At 55.8% G+C, this 21,531-nt stretch carries 20 protein-coding genes; 8 read left to right on the top strand and 12 right to left on the bottom strand.

The features are described from left to right. Positions 1 to 83 precede the first annotated feature (83 nt). The 6 genes from thiC to RMR16_RS12005 are packed head-to-tail and all read left to right on the top strand — an operon-like array spanning position 84 to position 5,256. Entirely contained in the window at positions 84 to 1,907 is a 1,824-nt protein-coding gene (gene thiC / locus RMR16_RS12030; protein ID WP_320201448.1) for a phosphomethylpyrimidine synthase ThiC, read from the top strand. A 1-nt stretch (position 1,908) separates the two neighbouring features. Next, positions 1,909 to 2,901: a glycine oxidase ThiO gene (gene thiO / locus RMR16_RS12025; protein WP_320201449.1), complete on the top strand. Its 993-nt coding sequence runs from the start codon at positions 1,909 to 1,911 to the stop codon at positions 2,899 to 2,901. Then, positions 2,870 to 3,067: a sulfur carrier protein ThiS gene (gene thiS, locus RMR16_RS12020; protein WP_320201450.1), complete on the top strand. Its 198-nt coding sequence runs from the start codon at positions 2,870 to 2,872 to the stop codon at positions 3,065 to 3,067. The genes thiO and thiS overlap by 32 nt, the downstream gene beginning before the upstream one ends. Before the next feature lie 3 nt (positions 3,068 to 3,070). Further along, complete coding sequence (locus RMR16_RS12015) at positions 3,071 to 3,844, top strand: thiazole synthase (protein ID WP_320201451.1); 774 nt, start codon at positions 3,071 to 3,073, stop codon at positions 3,842 to 3,844. Between the two features lie 48 nt (positions 3,845 to 3,892). Further along, complete coding sequence (locus tag RMR16_RS12010; RefSeq protein WP_320201469.1) at positions 3,893 to 4,900, top strand: P1 family peptidase; 1,008 nt, start codon at positions 3,893 to 3,895, stop codon at positions 4,898 to 4,900. Then, positions 4,897 to 5,256 (top strand): winged helix-turn-helix domain-containing protein, encoded by a 360-nt coding sequence (locus tag RMR16_RS12005; protein ID WP_320201452.1) that lies wholly within the window; start codon positions 4,897 to 4,899, stop codon positions 5,254 to 5,256. The genes RMR16_RS12010 and RMR16_RS12005 overlap by 4 nt, the downstream gene beginning before the upstream one ends. On the opposite strand, the gene modC is transcribed toward RMR16_RS12005, so the two are convergent. The 4 genes from modC to RMR16_RS11985 all read right to left on the bottom strand — a co-directional run bounded on the left by modC (position 5,250) and on the right by RMR16_RS11985 (position 9,303). Beyond that, positions 5,250 to 6,326: a molybdenum ABC transporter ATP-binding protein gene (modC, locus tag RMR16_RS12000; RefSeq protein ID WP_320201453.1), complete on the bottom strand. Its 1,077-nt coding sequence runs from the start codon at positions 6,324 to 6,326 to the stop codon at positions 5,250 to 5,252. The two genes, RMR16_RS12005 and modC, sit on opposite strands and share 7 nt — an antisense overlap. Next, complete coding sequence (modB, locus tag RMR16_RS11995) at positions 6,323 to 7,024, bottom strand: molybdate ABC transporter permease subunit (protein WP_320201454.1); 702 nt, start codon at positions 7,022 to 7,024, stop codon at positions 6,323 to 6,325. Before modB ends, modC begins: the two co-directional genes overlap by 4 nt. 73 nt (positions 7,025 to 7,097) lie before the next feature. Beyond that, complete coding sequence (gene modA / locus RMR16_RS11990; RefSeq protein WP_320201455.1) at positions 7,098 to 7,892, bottom strand: molybdate ABC transporter substrate-binding protein; 795 nt, start codon at positions 7,890 to 7,892, stop codon at positions 7,098 to 7,100. A gap of 127 nt (positions 7,893 to 8,019) precedes the next feature. Beyond that, positions 8,020 to 9,303 carry an NAD(P)/FAD-dependent oxidoreductase gene (locus RMR16_RS11985; RefSeq protein ID WP_320201456.1) on the bottom strand — a complete coding sequence of 428 codons (1,284 nt, stop codon included), beginning with the start codon at positions 9,301 to 9,303 and terminating at the stop codon, positions 8,020 to 8,022. A gap of 240 nt (positions 9,304 to 9,543) precedes the next feature. Here RMR16_RS11985 and RMR16_RS11980 point away from each other — a divergent pair, with 240 nt between their 5' ends. Further along, on the top strand, positions 9,544 to 9,780 hold the full coding sequence (locus RMR16_RS11980; RefSeq protein WP_320201470.1) for an Lrp/AsnC family transcriptional regulator: 237 nt from the start codon (positions 9,544 to 9,546) through the stop codon (positions 9,778 to 9,780). Positions 9,781 to 9,902: 122 nt separating this feature from the next. Here RMR16_RS11980 and RMR16_RS11975 read toward each other — a convergent pair whose 3' ends face one another. The 3 genes from RMR16_RS11975 to epmA form a co-directional block, all read right to left on the bottom strand. Further along, positions 9,903 to 10,094, bottom strand: coding sequence for a hypothetical protein (locus tag RMR16_RS11975; protein WP_320201457.1), 192 nt, complete (start codon positions 10,092 to 10,094; stop codon positions 9,903 to 9,905). Positions 10,095 to 10,478: 384 nt separating this feature from the next. After that, a complete protein-coding gene (locus RMR16_RS11970; RefSeq protein WP_320201458.1) occupies positions 10,479 to 11,531 on the bottom strand; it encodes a lysine-2,3-aminomutase-like protein in 1,053 nt (350 codons plus the stop codon). After that, entirely contained in the window at positions 11,528 to 12,592 is a 1,065-nt protein-coding gene (epmA, locus tag RMR16_RS11965) for an EF-P lysine aminoacylase EpmA (RefSeq protein ID WP_320201459.1), read from the bottom strand. Before epmA ends, RMR16_RS11970 begins: the two co-directional genes overlap by 4 nt. Positions 12,593 to 12,744: 152 nt before the next feature. Between epmA and efp the strand changes: the two genes are divergently transcribed. Then, the gene (gene efp / locus RMR16_RS11960; protein WP_320201460.1) at positions 12,745 to 13,314 is read left to right on the top strand and encodes an elongation factor P; all 570 of its coding nucleotides are present in this window, start codon (positions 12,745 to 12,747) and stop codon (positions 13,312 to 13,314) included. Positions 13,315 to 13,444: 130 nt separating this feature from the next. Here the strand turns inward: efp and RMR16_RS11955 are convergent, their stop codons facing one another. From RMR16_RS11955 to RMR16_RS11935, 5 genes are all read right to left on the bottom strand, one after another. Next, on the bottom strand, positions 13,445 to 14,893 hold the full coding sequence (locus RMR16_RS11955) for an efflux transporter outer membrane subunit (protein ID WP_320201461.1): 1,449 nt from the start codon (positions 14,891 to 14,893) through the stop codon (positions 13,445 to 13,447). A gap of 146 nt (positions 14,894 to 15,039) precedes the next feature. Next, on the bottom strand, positions 15,040 to 18,129 hold the full coding sequence (locus RMR16_RS11950) for an efflux RND transporter permease subunit (protein WP_320201462.1): 3,090 nt from the start codon (positions 18,127 to 18,129) through the stop codon (positions 15,040 to 15,042). Positions 18,130 to 18,191: 62 nt separating this feature from the next. Next, positions 18,192 to 19,397, bottom strand: a complete 1,206-nt coding sequence (locus RMR16_RS11945) for an efflux RND transporter periplasmic adaptor subunit (RefSeq protein WP_320201463.1) — start codon at positions 19,395 to 19,397, stop codon at positions 18,192 to 18,194. Positions 19,398 to 19,529: 132 nt separating this feature from the next. Further along, positions 19,530 to 20,189, bottom strand: coding sequence for a TetR/AcrR family transcriptional regulator (locus RMR16_RS11940; RefSeq protein WP_320201464.1), 660 nt, complete (start codon positions 20,187 to 20,189; stop codon positions 19,530 to 19,532). Between the two features lie 2 nt (positions 20,190 to 20,191). Next, positions 20,192 to 21,142, bottom strand: a complete 951-nt coding sequence (locus RMR16_RS11935; protein ID WP_320201465.1) for a phosphoribosylaminoimidazolesuccinocarboxamide synthase — start codon at positions 21,140 to 21,142, stop codon at positions 20,192 to 20,194. Positions 21,143 to 21,531: the final 389 nt, after the last annotated feature.

The following is a 21,531-nucleotide window of genomic DNA, read 5'->3' as shown; positions in this document are numbered from 1 at the left end:
GAATCATCGGCTTGCCTTTCCCGTGGTTTTTCGTCTTTCATGCTCGAACTGGGTCTCCACTGTTTTTGCTTTGGAGCCTCACGATGAACATTGCTGCTAAAAATCTCTCCCCTGTTGTCACGACAGGTCCGCTTCCCGCTTCGACCAAAATCTACAAGCCGGGCATCATCCATCCCCATATCCGCGTACCGATGCGTGAAATTGCGGTGCACCCCACCGCTGGCGAACCGCCGGTTACGGTCTATGATTCCTCTGGTCCTTATACCGATCCATCCCACACGGTCAGCATCGAAGGCGGTTTGCCGCGTGTGCGCCATGACTGGGTTGTGGCACGCGGCGATGTCGAGGCTTACGAGGGCCGACACGTCAAACCGGAGGACAATGGCTTTGCCACCGGCGAACGTTTGACGCCGGAATTTTCTCTACGTCATCAGCCATTGAAGGCCAAGGACGGCAAAGCGGTCACGCAGCTTGCCTATGCGCGGGCGGGCATCATTACGCCTGAGATGGAATTCATTGCCATTCGCGAAAACATCGGGCGCGAGGCGGCAAAGGAAACGCTGGCACGCGATGGTGAAAGTTTTGGGGCGCATATTCCAGATTTCGTGACCGCGGAATTTGTGCGTCAGGAAGTGGCGGCGGGCAGGGCGATTATCCCCGCCAACATCAACCACCCCGAAGCCGAGCCGATGATTATCGGGCGCAATTTCCTCGTCAAGATCAATGCCAATATCGGTAACTCGGCGGTCACGTCTTCCATGGCGGATGAAGTCGACAAGATGGTATGGGCCATTCGCTGGGGTGGCGATACGGTGATGGACCTTTCAACGGGTCGCAACATTCACAACATCCGCGAATGGATCATCCGCAATTCGCCGGTGCCGATTGGCACAGTTCCGCTCTATCAGGCGCTGGAAAAGGTCAATGGCATTGCTGAAGATCTGAACTGGGACGTGTTCCGCGATACGCTGATCGAACAGGCCGAGCAGGGTGTGGATTATTTCACCATCCATGCCGGCGTGCGGCTGCATTACATTCCGCTGACCGTCAATCGCGTCACCGGCATCGTCTCACGCGGCGGCTCGATCATGGCCAAGTGGTGTCTCCATCACCACAAGGAATCCTTCCTCTATGAGCACTTCGATGAAATCTGCGATATCTGCCGCGCTTATGATGTGTCTTTCTCGTTGGGCGACGGCCTGCGGCCGGGTTCGATTGCCGACGCCAATGATGCGGCGCAATTTGCCGAGTTGGAAACGCTGGGTGAGTTGACGAAGATCGCTTGGGCAAAAGACTGCCAGGTCATGATCGAAGGCCCCGGCCATGTGCCGATGCACAAGATCAAAGAGAATATGGACAAGCAGCTGAAGGTCTGCGGCGAAGCGCCTTTTTACACGCTTGGACCGCTGACGACGGATATCGCGCCCGGATATGACCACATCACGTCCGGCATCGGTGCGGCGATGATCGGCTGGTTCGGTACGGCGATGCTTTGTTATGTCACGCCAAAGGAGCATCTGGGTCTGCCGGACCGCAATGATGTGAAGGTCGGCGTCATCACCTACAAGATTGCCGCCCACGCTGCCGATCTTGCCAAGGGTCATCCGGCAGCACAAATCCGCGACAATGCTTTGTCTCGTGCCCGTTTCGAGTTCCGTTGGGAAGACCAGTTCAACCTGTCGCTCGACCCGGAAACGGCACGCTCCTACCATGATGAGACATTGCCGAAGGAAGCGCACAAGGTTGCGCATTTCTGCTCCATGTGCGGACCTAAATTCTGCTCCATGCGGATCTCGCACGACATTCGTGCCGAGGCGCAAAAGGAAGGTCTGGAGGCCATGGCGCAAAAATTCCAGCAGGGTGGCGATCTTTATATGCCGCTGGAAAAGCCGGTGGCGGGGGAATGAGATGCGCGTTCTGGTTAAAGGTGCAGGCGTTTCCGGTCTAACGGCTGCTCTTGAACTTGCGCGCCGGGGCGTGGGTGTCGAAGTCTGCGATCTGGCAAACAAACCGGGGCGCGGTGCGTCCTGGTTTGCGGGCGGCATGCTGGCGCCTTGGTGTGAGCGTGAAAGTGCAGAGGAGGCCGTGCTGACATTAGGCCAATCTGCGCTTGATTGGTGGGATGAGGCAACGCCGGGGCTGGTGACGCGCAAGGGTACGCTGGTGGTGGCACCGGCGCGGGACAAGGCGGAGCTTTCCCGCTTCGCCTCCCGCACCTCGGGGTATCGCTGGGTTGATGAGGATGAGATCGCAGCGTTGGAACCGGACCTTGCAGGACGGTTCCGCGCGGGTCTGTTCTTTTCGGGCGAAGGGCATCTTGATCCACGCCTCGCTCTGACTGCGCTTTACGAACGCCTCATTTCGATGTGCGTTGGTTTCCATCTTGGTGAGCAAACGGACGAAACTGCGTTCGACTGCGTCGTTGATTGCACGGGCCACGCGCAGACCGGCAAGTTGACTGGGCTTCGCGGCGTGCGCGGCGAGATGCTTTATCTGGTTACGACAGAGGTAACGCTTTCACGCCCCGTGCGGCTGCTTCATCCGCGCATTCCGCTTTACATCGTGCCGCGTGCAGCGGAACGTTTTATGGTGGGTGCGACGATGATTGAAACGGACGAGGCGGGACCGATTTCGGCGCGCTCGATGATGGAACTTCTCAATGCCGCCTATGCGCTTCATCCAGCGTTTGGGGAGGCTCAAATCATCGAGACGGGGACAGGCATCCGCCCGGCTTTCTCCAACAATCTTCCTGCGATCAGCCAGAAAGGCGACACGCTCTTCATCAACGGCGCACATCGGCACGGCTTTCTGCTTTCGCCCGCCATGGCACGGCAGGCCTCCGACATTGTTTTTCTAAAGGAGTTTTCCCATGAGAATTCTCGTAAACGGGCAAGAGCATGATCTTGCCACCGCCACGCTGTCTCAGCTTCTGACCGTGCTGGACTATGAAGGCGATTGGCTGGCGACAGCCGTGAATGGTGATCTCGTCCATGCCGAGGATCGCTCCGATTTTCAGTTGAAGGACTTCGACAAAATCGAAGTTCTTTCACCCATGCAGGGAGGATAGACCATGCTGACGCTTTATGGACGTGAGGTTGGTTCCCGCCTTCTGCTTGGCACGGCACGCTATCCCTCGCCTGCGGTGCTGGCGGATGCGGTGCGGGCCAGCAAGACGGATATTCTGACTATTTCTCTGCGCCGGGAAACGGCGGGCGGTAAAAAGGGTGGGCAGTTTTTCGAACTGATCCGTGAATTGGACCGCCATATTTTACCCAATACGGCAGGATGCCACACCGCCAAGGAAGCCGTTTTGACCGCCAAAATGGCGCGGGAGGTCTTTAAGACCAACTGGATCAAGCTGGAAGTGATCGGCAATCACGATACGCTTCAGCCGGATGTTTTTGGGCTGGTGGACGCGGCGCGCATTTTGAGCGACGAGGGTTTCGAGGTGTTTCCTTATACGACCGATGATCTGGTGGTGGCGGAAAAGCTGATCGATGCCGGTTGCAAGGTCTTGATGCCGTGGTGCGCGCCGATTGGCAGCGCGATGGGGCCGCTGAACATCACGGCGTTGCGGTCTATGCGGGCGCATTTCCCGAATGTGCCGATGATCGTCGATGCCGGATTGGGACGCCCATCCCATGCCGCAACGGTGATGGAACTGGGGTACGATGCGGTACTTCTGAACACGGCGGTTTCCGGTGCAGGCAATCCGGTCATCATGGCGGGGGCTTTCGCCAAGGCGGTGACGGCGGGCCGCGAGGCTTATCTGGCAGGCATGTTAGAGCCACGCGATATGGCTGTGCCATCGACACCCGTTATCGGTACGGCCGTGTTTTCCTGACGTTGACAACCACGCTTTAGGGCGGGATACCGGCAGAGACAGAGGAGTATTCCGCCCTTGCACAATCTGCTGACCGATATTGACGGCATTGCGGTTGGTCATGTGACCGACCTCAACTTGGGATCGGGCGTGACCGCCATCATCTTCGATGAACCGGCCATTGCCTCCGGTTCCGTTCTGGGCGGTGCGCCGGGAGGGCGGGATACGGCGTTGCTTGATCCATCCATGACGGTGGAAAAGGTCGATGCTTTTGTGTTGTCCGGTGGCTCGGCCTTCGGTCTGGATGCTGCCGGTGGCGTGCAGGCCGGGCTGCGGGAAATTGGGCGTGGATTTCAGGTCGGTTCAACCCGCGTTCCCATCGTACCGCAGGCCATTCTGATGGACCTGCTGAATAGTGGCAACAAGGATTGGGGCCTGCATTCGCCCTATCGCGATATGGGATATGAAGCCTTCAAAGCCGCGTCCAATCAGCCGTTTTCTCTAGGCAGCGTTGGCGCGGGAACGGGTGCAACCACCGCGACGCTCAAGGGTGGGCTTGGCTCTGCCAGCGCCGTGACGTCTGGTGGGCACAAGATTGCGGCCATCGTTGCCGTTAACGCGATGGGTTCCGCGACCGTGGGAGCCAGCCGACATTTTTGGGCAGCGCCGTTTGAGCGAGAAGACGAGTTTGGTGGCTTGGGTTTTTCACCTCAATTCGCTGCTGCCGACACGGCCTTGCGCATCAAAGGCGTGACGCTGATAGCAACGACTATAGGCGCCGTCGTGACCGATGCGGTTTTGACGAAAGCGCAGGCGTACCGGCTGTCGATTATGGCGCATGGTGGTTTGGCACGGGCCGTTCTGCCATCGCATCTCTCCAGTGATGGTGACACAATGTTTGCCGCTGCGACCGGTAAAAAGCCCTTGAGTGCCGCGAGCGATTTTACGGAACTGTGCCATCTTGCCAGCATCGTCATGAGCCGGGCCATTGCACGCGGGGTTTATGAGGCGACCGCCTTGCCGCATGAGGGCGCGCAGACATCATGGCGGGATCATTTCGGGGAGCGCACTGAATGAGGGAGAGACTGCCGCTGAAAACCGTGCTTCGCATCGACTTTCCGCCAGACCACAGGCTTGGCCGTGGCAAAATCCAACTGATGGAATTGATCGCCTCATCAGGCTCCATTTCCGCTGCCGGGCGAGCGATGGACATGTCTTATCGCCGCGCATGGCTGCTGGTAGATGCGCTGAACCATATGTTTAAAGAGCCGGTCATCGAATCGCAGCGCGGTGGCAAGCAGGGCGGCGGGGCCGCACTAACCACGTTCGGGCAGGAGTTGCTTGAGCGTTATCGTGGCATGGAGCAACGCCTGAAAGACGCGCTTCAAGCCGATCTGGACTGGCTGGACGCCAGTCGCAATTCTGATCAATAGGGATCCAGCGCTGCCGATTTGACGATGGCGAAGATCGGTTTCCCCGGCTCCAGCGCCAGTCTTTCGACCGACAAGCTGGTGATGCGTGACAGGACGATATCGCCGCCACAATCCACCTGCACCATCGCCATTCCGTCATCCGACAATGTTATTTCCGCAATATGGCCTTGAAGAATATTGAGTGCGCTCAAACCTTCGGGCTTCACCGTTGCCAGCATCACGTCGCGAGCGGGAATATGGACGCGAACCTGTTTGCCCACCGCTGCTGATGGGGCCGGGACGTGCAACGTTACGCCGGTCAGTTCGATGGATGCCAAGCTGTGCGTGGTGTCAAAAGCAGCGACTCGGCCCGAAAGAATGCTTCCAGCCTCCCGACGCTCCAGATGAGTGCTGAACGTCGGGCGAGACAGGATTTCCGCTGCCGGTCCCGCAACATCAACCTTGCCGTCTTTCATCACAACGATTGTATCTGCCAGGCGTGAGACTTCGCTGACCGAATGGCTGACATAGATGATCGGGATTTTAGTCTCGTCGCGAAGCCGCTCCAGATAGGGGATGATTTCTGCCTTGCGCGCTTCATCCAGCGCGGCCAATGGCTCATCCATCAACAGCAGGCGCGGTGATGATAAAAGGGCGCGGCCAATCGCAACCCGCTGTTTTTCACCACCCGATAATTTTTCCGGGCGACGCTTCAGCAAGTCGCCGATGCCGAGCATATCGATAATCTTTGCGCTTTCCGTTTGCTCTGCCGTTTTGCCGGAAAACCGCCAACCATAATGCAGGTTCTGTTCGACGGTCAGGTGCGGGAACAGCCGCGCTTCCTGAAAGACATAACCAAAGCGGCGTTTGTGGCAGGGAACGAGAAGCCGCTTTTGGCTATCTGCCAGAACTTCGCCATCGAGTTCTATTCTGCCGTGCTCCGGTTTCGTCAGGCCCGCAATAATGCGAATGACCGAGGTTTTGCCAGAGCCGGAGCGGCCAAACAGCGCCGTGACGCCTTTGCCAGTCGAGAGGTTTGCGTCCAGTGTGAAGGAGCCAAGCCTATGTTTGACGTCGAATAAAAGGGTCATTCCGCGTTCACCCGTTTGCCGACGATGCGGGCCAGAAACTCTGAGGCCAACAGGGCGATCATGGATATCGCGATGGCCACCAGTGTCAGTCGCAACGCGCCCGCATCGCCGCCCGGAACCTGCGTAAAGGTATAGATCGCCGCTGACAGCGTTTGTGTTTCGCCTGGAATGTTCGACACGAAGGTGATTGTTGCGCCGAATTCGCCCATGGCTTTTGCGAAAGCGAGGATCATGCCTGCGATGATACCAGGCAGGGTCAGTGGAAGGGTAATGGTGAGGAATATCCAGAGCGGACTTGCGCCCAGCGTTCCGGCAGCTTCTTCCAGCTTGCGGTCCACCGCTTCAATCGAAAGCCGGATGGAGCGCACCATCAACGGGAACGCCATGATGGCGCAGGCGAGTGCAGCACCTGTCCAGCGAAATGAGAAAACGATACCGAAATATTGGTCGAGAAACTGGCCGATAACGCCCCGGCGTCCAAATACGACCAAAAGAATGAAGCCGGTAACGACGGGCGGCAGGATGAGCGGCAGATGGACGATGCCGTTGAGCAACGACTTGCCCCAGAACTGGCCGCGCGCCAGCGCCAATGCAATGAGTATACCGAAGGGAAGGCTGGCAAACATGGCGATGCTGGACACCCAGAGGCTGAGCCGTATCGCCGTCCATTCTTCCGCGCTGAGCGATAACCAGTCCACTATGCCATTCCCGTCGACGGGTTATGGCTCTGGCGGCGGCCAGAGCCATAACGATCAATGTGATGATTTGATCTTACTTGAGAATAGTAAAGCCCTGCTTTTCAAAGAAAGGTGCTGCTTTTGCTGACTTCAGGAAATCGAGATAGGCGGCAGCAGCCGGGCTTTTGGATTCAGACAGGATGGCGACCGGATAGATGATGGGCTCATGGCTTTCCTGCGGGAAGGATCCGACGATCTTGACGCCCTGATCGGCAGCAGCATCGGTCTGGTACACGATGCCGTAAGGTGCCTCACCGCGAGACACGAGAACGAGCGCTGCGCGAACGCTTTCCGCGCCTGCGACCTTGCCTTCAACCGATGACCAGACGCCGAGCTTTTCCAGTGCTGCCTTGCCGTATTTGCCAGCAGGCACGCTATCCACCGCGCCCATGGCCAGCTTGCCATCACCCACCAGCTTTGCAAGGTCGAAGCCCTGTTTGATCTCGACAGGCGTGGCCTTGTCCGCAGGGGCAACGAGAACCAGACGGTTGCCCAGCAGGTTGGTGCGCGTGTCTTCCTTGATCAGCTTTTTGCCCGCGACATAGTCCATCCAGGCAAGGTCAGCGGAGATGAAGAGATCGGCCGGTGCGCCACCTTCGATCTGTTTTGCCAGTGCCGAGCTTGCGGCATAGGAAACCGTCGTTTTGTTGCCAGACTGTTTGGTCCACTCCGCATTGGCAGCGTCGAGCGCATTTTTCATGCTGGCGGCGGCGAAAACCGTGACTTTTTCCTGTGCGAAGACTGGCGTGGCCACACCAACGGTTGCTAGCCATACGCCCGCAACGGCTGCCACTGTGGTTCTGATCAGATTACGACGAAGAACGTTCATTCCCTTGCCCCTTTTCGAGATATTTTGATAAATATAACGACTGTCATAGAGGGGCATCTTTATATTTTCAAGAATATATCGATGATCATGAGAAGCTTCGTTTCAGAGGCTGTTTATTGCGTTTCGTCTAAATCCGTTCGCCAGCAATGTGGGCGATTTGTGCGCCTGCTTCGTAATAGGCTTCCTTCAAGGCCCGCAAACTCCGGGCTTCCGGCGCAGTTATCGGCAGGGGAAGGGCGTCTTCGTTGATGTCACCGGCAATATGGGCGGCAAGTGTCTTACCGAAAACCGTGCCCGGCGCGATGCCGCGACCATTATAACCGGAAAAACCGACGACATTTCTCGCGAATTTGTGAAAGCGGGGAACGGCATTGTCGGTCATGCCGATTTGGCCATACCACTCGCATTCGAACTCCACCTCACCTAATTGCGGGAAGAGACGCTTGAGTGAGCGCTTCGCCCATGCGCGGTGGACGGCAGCACCCGTGTTGCGCAAAGCGCCGACGCTGCCGAAAACCAAACGTCCGGCCTTGTCCATACGGAAGGAGGACAGGATTTCTTTCGTATCCCAGCAGCCCTCGCGGTTTGGCAGCACGGATTGACGCAGATTGTCGCCCAGCGGCTTCGTTGCGAAATTGAAATAGGGCAGGTAGACCTGTTCTTCGCGGATGATTTCCCAAGGGCCGGTGCTGTAAGCTTCCGTGGCAACCACAATCCAGTCTGCAGACACTGAGCCATTGGCGGTTTTGACTGTCCAGCCATTGCCCTGCTGTTCGGTGCCGATCACCGGGCTGGAGGTGTAGATGGTTGCTCCCGCTTTTTGCGCGGCGCGGGCCAGTCCGCGAACATAGGCAAGCGGTTGCAGCGTTCCGGCACGTTCATCCAGTAACGCGCCCGAATAGGCTGTGGAACCTATACGCGCAGCGGTTTCCTGCGCATCAAGAACGCGAACTGGTGCTCCGCGTGCTGCCCATTGCGCGCAACGTTCACGAATTTCCACCAGCCCTTTTTCACCCACGGCGCAGTGCAGCGTACCGTTCTTTTCAAGTTCGCATTCGATCTGGTGTTGTTCGATCAGAGCGCGCACGACGAAGGGTGCGTTGCCCAAAAGATCGAGGACCCTTTCGCCATAGATCGGACCAAGGACGTTTGGCAGTTCCTTGGGCATGACCCACATGCCGCCATTGATAAGGCCGACATTGCGACCTGCGCCGCCAAAACCGATTTCCTTGCCTTCCAGCACGATTACCCGAATGCCGCGTTCCGCCAGATGCAGCGCTGCGGAAAGGCCGGTAAAGCCACCGCCCACGACCACGACCTCGGCTTTTTCCGCGCTTTGAAGCATGGATGTGACAGGCGGTTTCGGTGCAGTTTTTTCCCAAAGGCCGTGAGAGCGTGGATCGTTGTACATCGAAATCACCCAGGAAACGAAAGGTCATGCGCAATGCCCTGTCACCAAAGCGCGGCTCAGGGATCACGATTATTGCCGAGCTTACAACCGCGTTTCACTTGTGAATACCGACATATCGTCATTATGTCATGCCACAAGGGAATGTGCTTGAAACCATCACCCGGCTCGGACAATAGTGCGGAATGCGCGCAAGGCGGTCTGCGGTTTGTGCTGATTTCAATCTATGACGGGAAACGGATCATGAAGCCCATCTTCGTGCAGCTTCAATGCACACCCGGCAAGACCTATGATGTTGCCGATGCTATTTACAAAACGGAACTGGTTTCCGAGCTTTATTCCACCAGCGGGGAATATGATCTTCTTTTGAAGGTCTATGTCGCGCCGGAGCAGGATGTCGGCAAATTCATCAATGAGAATATCGTCAGCATTCCCGGTATTGTCCGATCCTTGACGACGCTGACCTTCACGGCGTTCTGATTGGTTTATGCAAAGCATGAAAAAGGCGTTGTCCCGAAATGGAGGCAACGCCTTTTGTGTTTTTTAGCGTCCCGGTGTTTCACACTGAAAACCGGCATTCCTGCATGGCTTTCTGCCATGTCTTACACGAGGGCTGCAACATTGCGGTCGCGAACGAGGTTGCGAATGGCAATCCGCACATCGTCTGCGCTATCGAAGCGCTGCTCGTCTAGATCGTGGACGTGGAATTTTACGGCGATGAACTTCAGGCGGTTGTCCTCTGGAACAACGATACCCACTGCTTCACCTGCGAATTCAATAACTTGCTTAAACATAGACATTCTCCCGCCGTGGCTTTTTTCACAGCATTTCATCGAGTCGAATTTTGAAAGATTGGTGGACGGGTTAGGTCACATTCGACAGCAGCGGGACCACATGGACGTGCGCCCGGCATTCGGAATTCGCTGACCAAGGATCGCGGTGATGCATTTAAGTTTAAACATGACACTCTCCTTGCTTGCGTGTTGATCCGGAATACCGGAGAATCACTCTCCAGTTGAAACATTGATATCCCGGATTTGCTTCGGAATCAATGATTATCAATATAGGTAGAATATTTTTCTTTATGATGACAGGAGGAAGGCGAAATTGTGAAATTTTTGTTTCATCGGGCCGGTTGTGTACGAAGGCCCTAAGAAACATCGATTTTGCGGTTTTTCTTATTCCGAAGACGGCGGATAGAGGTGATCCTTGCCGTTGAAGTCCGAAACGGCGTAGCAACCATCGGCATGTTTCGTCGCCGCATTTTGGCCGATGACGGCTTTTCCATGTCCACCCGGAATGTCCAGAACATAGGTTGGCTGGCACAGACCGGAGATATGGCCGCGCAAAGCAGAGACGATTCGCTGCCCCTCTTCGATGTCCAGCCGGAAATGGCTGGTGCCCGGTGCGAGATCCGGGTGGTGCAGATAATAGGGTTTGACCCGCGTTTCGACAAAGGCGCGCATCAACTGCGCAAGGATGCTGGGATCGTCATTGATGCCTTTGAGAAGGACAGACTGGCTGACCATGGCAATCCCGGCATCGATCAGCCGTGCGCAGGCGTCTCGTGCTTCGTCTGTCATTTCACGCGGATGGTTGGCGTGAAGCGCGATATAAGTGGTTTTGCCGCTGGCTTTGAGCGCCTCGACAAGATCAGCATCGATTCTCTCTGGATCGACCACGGGAACACGCGTGTGGAACCGAACGATTTTGACATGCGAAATGGCCTTCAAGCCTTCCATGATGGCGGTCAGGCGGCGCGGCGAGAGAACGAGCGGATCGCCTCCCGTCAAAATTACTTCCCAGATTTCCTCATGGTCGCGAATATACGCCAGCGCTGCTGCAAGTTCATCGGCGCTCATCGTCCCATTGCCCTGCGGCCCGACCATCTCGCGGCGGAAACAGAAACGGCAATAGACCGGGCAGATATGCACGGCTTTCAGCAAAACGCGATCCGGGTAACGATGGACTATGCCGTGGACGGGGCTGTGCGCCTCATCGCTGATGGGATCAGCGCGTTCTTCCGGTGTCTGCACCAGCTCCGCGTCACGGGGAATGAATTGCAGCGCGATGGGATCGTTTGCATCATGCGTATCGATCAGATTGGCAACGGTGGATGTCAGCGCCACGGCATATCGTTCCACGACCGGGCGAATGCGATCCAGCGTTGGCTCGTCGATCAAGCCGGCATCGAAAAGATCATGCGCCGTTTTCAAGCTTTGTCCTGTCATGAGCCGTAAACCGCAACGGGTGCCCACATAACGAGATCGATGCGCGGCGCGCCGGTTGCCAGCATGACCAGCCGGTCAAAACCAAGGGCGATGCCGCTGGCTGGAGGCATGATTGTCAGGGCAGCGAGGAAGTCTTCATCGAGCGGATAGGTTTCGCCATAGACGCGCTGTTTTTCGAGCATTTCGGCTTCGAAGCGGCGGCGTTGTTCTGCCGCGTCCGTCAATTCGCCGAAGCCATTGGCCAGTTCCACGCCACAGGCATAAAGCTCGAAACGTTCCGCCACGCGGCTGTCTTTAGGCGACCGGCGGGCAAGGGCCGCTTCACTGGTCGGGTATTCGTCAAGGATCGTCGCCCTGCCGAACCCCAGTTCCGGCTCAACACGCTCCACGATGACGCGGCTGAACATATCCGCCCAGCTATCATCCTCTGCAACACGAATGCCTGCGTCTTTCAGCTTTGTAGCCAGATGATCGCGATCCGTTCCGCCATCACTGTCGATTGTCGCCAGCAGATCGATGTTGGCATAGCGCTGGAAGGCCTCGGCAACACTCAGCCGTTCCGGTTCAAGAAAGGGATCAACGCCGCGACCACGATAGGTGAAGGTCTTCGTCTTCATGATGTCTGCCGCAAGCGCCATTAGCTCGGCGCTATCGCGCATCAGCGTTTCATAGGTTTCGCCTGCGCGATACCATTCCAGCATCGTGAATTCGGGATGATGCAGAGGCCCACGTTCGCGGTTGCGGTAAACATGGGCAAAGCAAGAGATGCGTTTTTCACCCGCCGCCAACAGCTTTTTACAGGCAAATTCCGGTGATGTATGCAGGTAGAGCGGCGTTGGATGACCGCTCGTTGTTATGCCGGTCGTTGCGAATGCATGGAGATGAGCTTCGTTGCCGGGGGAGATTTGTAAGGTCGCGGTGTCGACCTCCAGAAAGCCCCGGGCTGCAAAGAAGCCGCGCATGGCAGACTGGATGGCGTTGCGTCCCAAAAGGAAGGGACGGCGATCCAGATGCACATCGGGCGTCCACCATGCAGACATTGTGTCGATGCTCGAGCCCATTTGATGCTTTCTTTTCCGTCTGTTCTCTTGAAGGCTGGCAATTCTTGCAAATTTAAGGTAGTTGCGCCCCAGAAAACAGACAAAATGTCCGTTGGGTCAGTGCAATCGCGCCGTCCTTTACGACGCATTTCATTGAGTTACAAGGAAATCATATGGTCAAGGTCATCGCCTCATCCGTCCGCAAGGGTAACGTTCTCGAAGTTGAGGGCAAGCTCTACGTCGTTCTCACTGCCAATAACTTTCACCCCGGCAAGGGCACGCCTGTTACGCAGGTCGATATGCGTCGCATCGTCGACGGCGTGAAGGTGTCCGAGCGCTGGCGCACGACCGAGCAGGTTGAACGCGCTTTCGTTGAGGATGTTAACTTCCAGTTCCTTTATGAAGACGGCGAAGGCTTCCACTTCATGAACCCTGCGAACTACGATCAGGTTGCAGTTGACGCTGAAACCATTGGTGAGCAGAAGGCCTATCTTCAGGAAGGCATGACTGTCATTCTTTCGATCTACGAAGGTGTGGCTCTTTCCATGGAACTGCCGCGCCACGCCACGCTTGAAATCGTTGAAACCGAGCCGGTCGTGAAGGGGCAGACAGCGTCGTCTTCCTACAAGCCTGCTATTCTTTCCAACGGCATTCGCACGATGGTGCCGCCGCACGTCAATGCCGGTGTTCGCGTTGTCGTTCTGACGGAAGACAATTCCTACGTCGAGCGCGCCAAGGACTGATCTTTTTGGTTTGATCTGATGGTTGAAAAAGCTCCGGAGTGATCCGGGGCTTTTTTATTGCCTGGGTCACAAACAAAAAATCCCGCAACCGAAGTTGCGGGATGATTTAATCGAGATGTCGATCGAAGGATTACATGCCCTTGGGAACGTTTGCTGCAATCTTTGTGTTGGCAACAGCTTGTGGAGTACCAACGGCATAACCGCCGCCCAGTGCGATGCTGAGGGCGACATAATCTTGCGCGGTCTGCTGAACTGCTGTTGCAAGATTGGCCTGCGCAACCGACACCTGACGCTGTGCATCAAGAACGTCCAGCAGCGAAGATGCGCCATCGCGATAGCTTGCGGTCGCGAGGGACAGGGCTTCCTGATAGGATGTTACAGTCTTGCGATACGCGTTTGCTGTCTGCTGATCGCGATTAACGGCTGCGAGCGCATTTTCAACTTCTTCGATCCCGTTAAGAACCGTCGATTTCCATGCGAGATACTGTTCGCGTGCCTGTGACTTCTCGATATCGATATTGGCACGAATACGGCCGCCATCGAAAATCGGAAGAACAAGGTTGGGGCCGAACGACCACGCATTCGACGTGCCGCTGTTGACGCCGCTCAAACGCGAAAAGCTTGGCGTGATGGAACCGCTAAGCTGAATGCTCGGGTAAAGCTGGGATTCCGCAACGCCAATATTGGCGACTGCGGCGGCAAGCGCACGCTCGGCTGCACGAATGTCCGGACGGTTGCGGATAAGATCAGCCGGAATGCCGGTGCGGGGAACGCTTCGGGCTACGGGCTGGCGCGCGCTGCGCTGAAGTTCCGTAACAAGTGATGAAGCAGGCATACCAAGCAATGTGGCGATGCGGTGCGCAGCACGGCGGAAGTTGGTTTCCAGGTTCGGCATTTCAGCCAGCGTGGAATTCACGAGACCTTCGGACTGAACGACGTCCAGACGAGAGGCGGCACCCGCTTCCAGCTGAAGCTTGGTCAGATCGAGTGTTTCGCGGCGCGAACCAAGGTTCTTGCGGGCGATTGCCAGACGTTCCTGATAATAACGAACATCGATATAGGCAGAAGCAACGGCAGAAATCAGCGTCAGGCGCTGAACGTCGGCAGTGGCATAGGCCTGGTCGAGAGACGCACTGGCGCTTTCTTTCTGTCGGCGATACTGGCCGAAAAGATCAAGCAGCCAGGAAACGTCAGCGCCACCACTGGTCACGTTCCGCACAGGCGTATCGGCTGTCGCGAGGCTGCCTTTGGTCTGGCTTGTGGAATGGGAAGCAGAGGCAGTCAGGCTTGGCAGCGCACCAGCGCCCGCAACGGTGATGTTCGATTCCGCCTGATTGATGCGCTCCAGAGCTTGCAGGACCGTGAGGTTCTGGGCAAGGCCTGTCGAAACATAGCCGTTCAGACGGCTATCGCCGAACGCGTTCCACCAAGCAACGGTTGCAACGTCGCCGTTGCTGGTTTTTCCACCTTCCGCAAATTTACCCGGCAACTGGATTTCAGGCGTTTTGTGATCTGGACCAACAACGCAACCCGAAAGCAGGAGCATGGTGAGCGGAATGGCAACGCGAATAGACAGCATGAAGTTATCCCAATTAATGTTGGCGCACTTGGCAGCCTCAGTCAAAACGAGCGTAGCGTAGCTGTACGCTGAAGAAACATCCAGAATTACGAATCTGGTACAGTTTTATCAACGTCTTCCTGCTTTACTAGCATATTTTAAGTTTGTTAACGCTTCGATAGCCTCCGAATAACGACGAAAAAGGATGGAACGAAGAAAATTCCGAGGAGTGTTGCAGAAAGCATACCACCCAAAACGCCTATACCGATTGCGTTTTGCGCCGCAGAGCCTGCGCCATTGGCGATTGCCAGCGGCACGACACCCAAAATAAAGGCAAGCGACGTCATGATAATCGGGCGCAAACGAAGCTTTGCGGCTTCGAGTGTCGCTTCCAGCAGGCTCAATCCATGCTCCTGCCGTTCCTTTGCAAACTCCACGATCAGGATCGCGTTTTTCGCCGCAAGGCCTATCGTCGTCAGCAACCCCACCTTGAAGTAGACGTCGTTCGATTGCCCGAAGAAATGCGCGGCAGTCAAAGCGCCCAGCACACCCACCGGCACAGCCAAGACGACGGAGAAGGGGATGGACCAGCTTTCATAAAGGGCTGCAAGGCACAGGAAGACGATCAGGACAGACAACGCATAGAGCATGGGTGCCTGCGAACCGGAGAGCCGTTCCTGATAGGAAATGCCCTGCCATGCCACCGTATAACCACCTGGCAGGCTTGCCGTCAGGCGTTCCATCTCGTTCATGGCGTCACCGGAGGCAACGCCGGGCCCTGCGGCACCTTCCATGGAGATGGCGCTTGTGCCGTTGTAACGAGCCAGCGTCGGCGGTCCGTTGGACCATGAGACTTCGCTGAACGACGAGAAGGGCACCATTTCGCCATTGGTATTGCGGGCGTACCAGTATTTGAGGTCGTCTGGCTGCATACGATAAGGTGCGTCACCCTGAACATAGACGGGCTTGAGTTCGCCGTTCAGTGTGAAGTCGTTGACATCGCGGCCAGCAAAGATCGTCGAGAGCATGAGGTTGACCGATGCGAGGTTCACACCCATCGCGCCCATCTTTTCCTGATCAAGATTGATCTTCATCTGAGATTCTTCATCGCGGCTGTTGCTGCGCAGGGAACTGAGGTTCGGGTTGCTGCCAGCAAGCTGTATCAGCTCTTTCGATGCCGCCGTCAGCCCGTCAGTGCCGTTCTTGCCGCTATCCACCAGATACATCGAGAAACCGCTGGAGTTGCCAAGGCCCTGAATGGCCGGAGGCAGAAGCGGGAAGACTTGTGCATCGCGGATAGACAGGAATGTGCCCATGGCACGCTGGATGATTGCGGAAGCATGCTGTTCAGGCGCTGTGCGCAGGGAGAAGTCCTTGAGACGCGTAAACACGATCGCGTTGTTCTGACCGGACCCACCGAAGCTGAAGCCCAGAACGCCAAACACCGATTCGACGTTGTTGCCTTCCTTTTCACGGAAGTAGCTTTCAACCTGTTTCACAACGTCGTTCGTGCGCTCGATGTTCGAACCCGTCGGGGTTTGAACGATCGTCAGCAGAACGCCCTGATCTTCCTGTGGCAAGAACGAGCTTGGAAGGCGGGTAAACAACCACGCGCAGCCGCCGATGACCACGAGGAAAAGGATCGTGACGCGCAGCGGACGCTTGAGCAGATATCCAATGGAGGAAACATAGCCATCCGTCGTGCGGTTGAATTTACGGTTGAACCATGCGCCGGGACCACGCTGCTTTTTTTCGTGGTTGATCGGCTTCAGCATGGTTGCGCAAAGCGCGGGCGTCAAAACGATGGCGACGACGGCGGACAAAAGCATGGCCGAGACGATTGTAACGGAGAACTGGCGATAGATGATGCCGGTCGAGCCGCCGAAGAACGCCATGGGAATAAACACGGCCGTCAAAACAAGGGCGATACCGATGATGGCACCGGTGATCTCGCCCATCGACTTTTCCGTCGCTTCCAGCGGAGACAATCCCTCTTCGGACATGATGCGTTCGACGTTTTCGACAACGACGATGGCATCGTCCACCAGAAGGCCGATGGCCAGTACCATGGCGAACATCGTCAGCGTGTTGATCGAATAACCCGTTATCGCCAGAATGCCGAATGTGCCAAGCAGCACAACAGGCACCGCAATCATCGGAATGAACGTCGCTCTCAGATTCTGGAGGAACACCAGAAGCACCACGAAGACGAGGATGATCGCTTCGATCAGCGTGTGCACGACTTTTTCGATGGAGAGCTTCACGAATGGCGTCGTGTCGTAAGGATATTCAATGACAACGCCTTCCGGCAGCGAGCCTTCAGACGCGGCGAGAGCGCCTTTTACGCGGGCTGCGGTATCAAGCGCATTTGCGCCGGTTGCCAGATTGACGGCGAAGCCCGCAGAAGGACGGCCATTGGAACGCGAATCACCGCCATAGGTTTCCTGGCCGATCTCAATGCGTCCGACGTCGCTGAGGCGAACAGCAGCGCCGTCTTTTTCGACTTTGAGAATGACCGATTCAAAATCAGCAACGGTGGTGAGCTGGCTTTGCGCGGTAATGGTGACATTGAGTTGCTGGCCGGGAACGGCTGGCAACGCGCCGAGAGAGCCGACCGAAACCTGCGTGTTCTGGCTTTCGATCGCGCTTGTCACGTCCGATGTCGTCAACTGGTATTTGTTGAGCTTGAAGGGATCCAGCCAGATACGCATGGCATATTCGGAGCCGAAGACGTTGATGCTGCCCACGCCTTCCAGACGTTTGATCTGGTCTTCAAGGCTGACCGAGAACACGTTGCCAAGATCGGCAGATGTGCGTTTTCCATCGGTGGAAATCAGCGCGCCGACCATCAGGATACTCGAGGTCGAACGGCTGACTTCGATACCTTGCTGCTGCACGACATCAGGCAACTGGGATTGCACAAGCTGCAACTTGTTCTGAACCTGAACCTGCGCGATATCCGGCAAAATGCTGTTGCCGAATGTCAGCGTCACGGATGAGCTGCCGGTGGATGACGATGACGTCATGTAGGTCAGGTCATCAAGGCCGGTCATGCCGTCTTCGATGACTGTAGTGACTGACTTCTCGACCGTTTCGGCGCTCGCACCATTGTAGTTCGCACTGATGCGCACCGTCGTTGGCGCGATTTCAGGGTATTGCGAGATGGACAGCGTGGAAATTGCCAACACACCGCCAAGCATGATGACGATTGCAATAACCCACGCAAAAACGGGGCGCCTTATGAAAAAGTGGGCCATATGAACTGCGCCTTACCTTTTTTCGGAATTTCTGAATGGGAGAAACGAGCTTGTGTTGAGCTTCACTTGGGAGTTGCCGGTGCAGCGGCCGGTTGCGCCGGTTTTTGCGGCACGACGATGCCACGCTCATCGATTGTGGCTTCCACGGGCGCGACGGTCGCTCCCTCGGTTATCCACTGGAAACCATCCACGACCAGCTTGTCGCCCTCTTTCACATTCTCCGTCACCAGCCAGGAATTACGAGACTGCTGGCTGATCGGGAAGATGCGCGTTTCGATCTTGTTTTCCGCAGTCACGAATTTCGCCGTCAGTTCGCCATTGGCGTTTCTGGATGCGGCGCGTTGCGGAATGACGAAGCCTTTTTCATTGCCGATCGTCAATGTTGCACGCACATAGGTGCCGGGCAGGATGAGATTGTTCGGGTTCTGGAAAAGGGCGCGAATGGAGAAGGTGCCGGTCGTTTCGCTGACCGACATGTCTGCCATATCGATCTTGCCGTCCTGCGAATATTCGGTTCCGTCTTCCAATGTCAGGTGAATAGCGGCGGTTTTGTCACCCTGACCGACCTGGCCGGATGACATGGCATTGCGCAAGCGCAACAGGTTGGTGCTGGATTCGATGAGACCAATGTAGATCGGATCAATGCGGCGCAGCGTGGTCAGCGCAGATGTCTGGTTCGCCGTAACCACATTGCCGATCGTGAAATTGGTCGATGAGGTTATGCCATCGAAGGGCGCGCGGATTTTTGTCAGGTCGAGATTGATGTTTGCCGTATCGAGGGCGGCTTTCGCCTGAGCGACATCGGCCTGCGCCTGCGCCAAGGTCGTCTTGGCGTTTTCGAATTCGATCTGCGTCGCGCCGCTGTTCACAAGCCGCTCGTAACGCGAAAGATTGGCTTGCGCACCCGGAATGCCGGCCTCGGCTTTGGAAAGGCTTGCCTGGGCCTGCGCCACCTCTGCGAGATAGGTGTCGTCTTCGATTTGGTAGAGAACGTCACCTTGCTTGACTTCGCTGCCTTCCTTGAACGGAACCTCGCGGATGATGCCGGTTACCCGCGGCCGGATGTCTGCGGTCTGGAAAGCGCTTGCACGGCCGGGCAAAACGGTGGTGAGCGGATATTCGCTCAATTTCATCGTGATGACGCTGACCGGAGAGGGCGGGCGCTGGTTTTGCCCAGCGGCCTGCTTGTTATCGCCGCTGTCGCTGCATCCGGCGATAACGCCTGCCATGAGCAATGTTGTGAATAGAGGATATAGACGTCTTTTCATCATTTTTCTCATGTCCAACGATCGAATCTCGGTTTCTTTAAAGTGCCCGGCGAAAACTTCAGTTCGTTCACTGCACTCGCAAATAGCGGATGAGGCTATCAAAATGGAGTAAGTGACGTATAGGCCGCATCGTCACTTAGCAATCCGATATCGCAGTGCAGCATCTACGAATTCGGCGAGTTCCTCGCATCGTGTTGCCAAAATGTCGAGTTCCTCATGGGCGATCAATGCGGGATGCAAAATGCTTGTAAAGGCATATAGGGCTACGCGTGCGGCTTTGTTGGCGTCCGTTTGGGGGTAAATACCCTCTTCCACGCCACCATGAATGATATCTTCCAGGAGTGTGGTGATCACATTCTCATAATAACGGCCACACGCAAGTTCGCGTTTGGCTGTCATCAAAATCATTTCGAAGATGTAAGGATTGTCGTTGAGATCGCTACGGTGGTTCTCCATGAGATTTCGTGCCAGATGCCGCAGTCTTTCAAATGGAGAGTGGCTGGCGTCCAGCAGATCGATCTTCTGCTCCAGAAGCCGGATTTGCTGAAGGAAGATTGCGTCAACGAGCGCGTTCTTCGAGTGAAAATGCTTGAAGATGTTGGCGGGCGACATGCTGAGCGCGGCAGCGATATCTGCAATCGATACGGCACCGAATCCACGCTCACGGAAAAGCCGCTCGGTCATTGTCAGAATATCGCAGCGGGTTTCTTCTGCCGAACGACGCGGGCGGATTTGTCGGCCGCCCGCTTCGTCTTTCCGCGATGGTGATGTTTGACCGATTGCTCTAGCCAAGATTACGCTCCTTGGAAAAATGGCTCCAGATTTTTCCGTACTCTTTCAAGAGGTGATGTTTCCGTATCATCCTGATGAAAGGGTTGGCCGGTAATGCGCTCATAAGCCTCTATATACACTTTCGAGGTGTCCAGCACGAGGTCTTCTGGAATTTCCGGTATGTCGTCTTTATACGGATCGCAACGCTCGGCGACCCATGCTCTGACGAAGTCCTTATCGAAACTCGCTGGTCGCGTTCCATTTTGGAAGGCTTCTTCGTAACTATCTGCCATCCAGTAACGGCTGCTATCGGGTGTGTGAATCTCATCGGCCAGAATGATGGTGCCGTTTTCATCGGTGCCGAACTCATATTTGGTGTCGACGAGAATAAGTCCGCGGCGGGCAGCAACGTCCTGTCCACGTTTGAAGAGCGCCAACGCATAGGTGGAGAGTGTCTGCCACTGTTGCTGCGTCAACAATCCCTTTTCAATAATGTCGGCAGGTGTGAGGGGTTCATCATGACCGCCATCGAATTCCTTGCTGGTCGGCGTGATGATGGGCTGCGGTAATATCTGATTGTCCTTCATACCATCCGGGAAGGTCACGCCGTACATGTCGCGCTCTCCCTTCTTATAGAGTGTCAGAATAGACGTGCCGGTGGTTCCGGCGAGATATCCACGCACGACAACTTCGACCGGCAGAATATCAAGGCGTTTGCCTATCACGACATTGGGGTCGGGATAGGACACGACGTGGTTGGGGCAGATGTCTTTTGTTTGCTCGAACCAGTAGTGCGCCGTCTGCGTCAAAACCTGCCCCTTATAAGGAATGCAGGTCAATATGCGATCGAAGGCGCTAAGGCGGTCTGTGGAGATGATGATCCGGTTGCCGTCAGGCAGGTCGTAATTCTCGCGAACCTTGCCGCGATAATATTTGGGAAGTTCGGGAATGACGGCTTCTGTAAGAATGCGCACGGGATGTCCAATCCTATATAATGGCAATGACCGGCATGGATGGCCGGGGGAACTGGCTTATCCTATCGCATGTTTCACAAAGCAGGGCCAGTATTGGCTTTCCAGAGGCCTAAATGACCACTGAGATATGTGGTGTCGAAAATAATCTTTAAAATCAGTACCTTGATAAATATGTCAGTTTTTTTACAGGAGCCCTGTTGACTATGTATTGGGTGTAGTTCTATAACCCGCTCACTGAACGAGGGCGGCGGCGCTGCTAGCGACGATGTCCTTCGTTCTAGAGAAAACCGAAGACTGAGCGAATGAGTTTAGTCTTTATTATCAAGGCCTTCGGGTTTTGGTTTAGGTTTTTTGACACGATTAGGTGTCTGTTTTTTGACAATTGAATA

This window comes from Agrobacterium sp. rho-13.3, from assembly GCF_033957765.2.
In the GTDB taxonomy this organism is placed as follows: Bacteria; Pseudomonadota; Alphaproteobacteria; order Rhizobiales; family Rhizobiaceae; genus Agrobacterium.
This window is presented reverse-complemented; position numbering and strand designations above follow the sequence as displayed.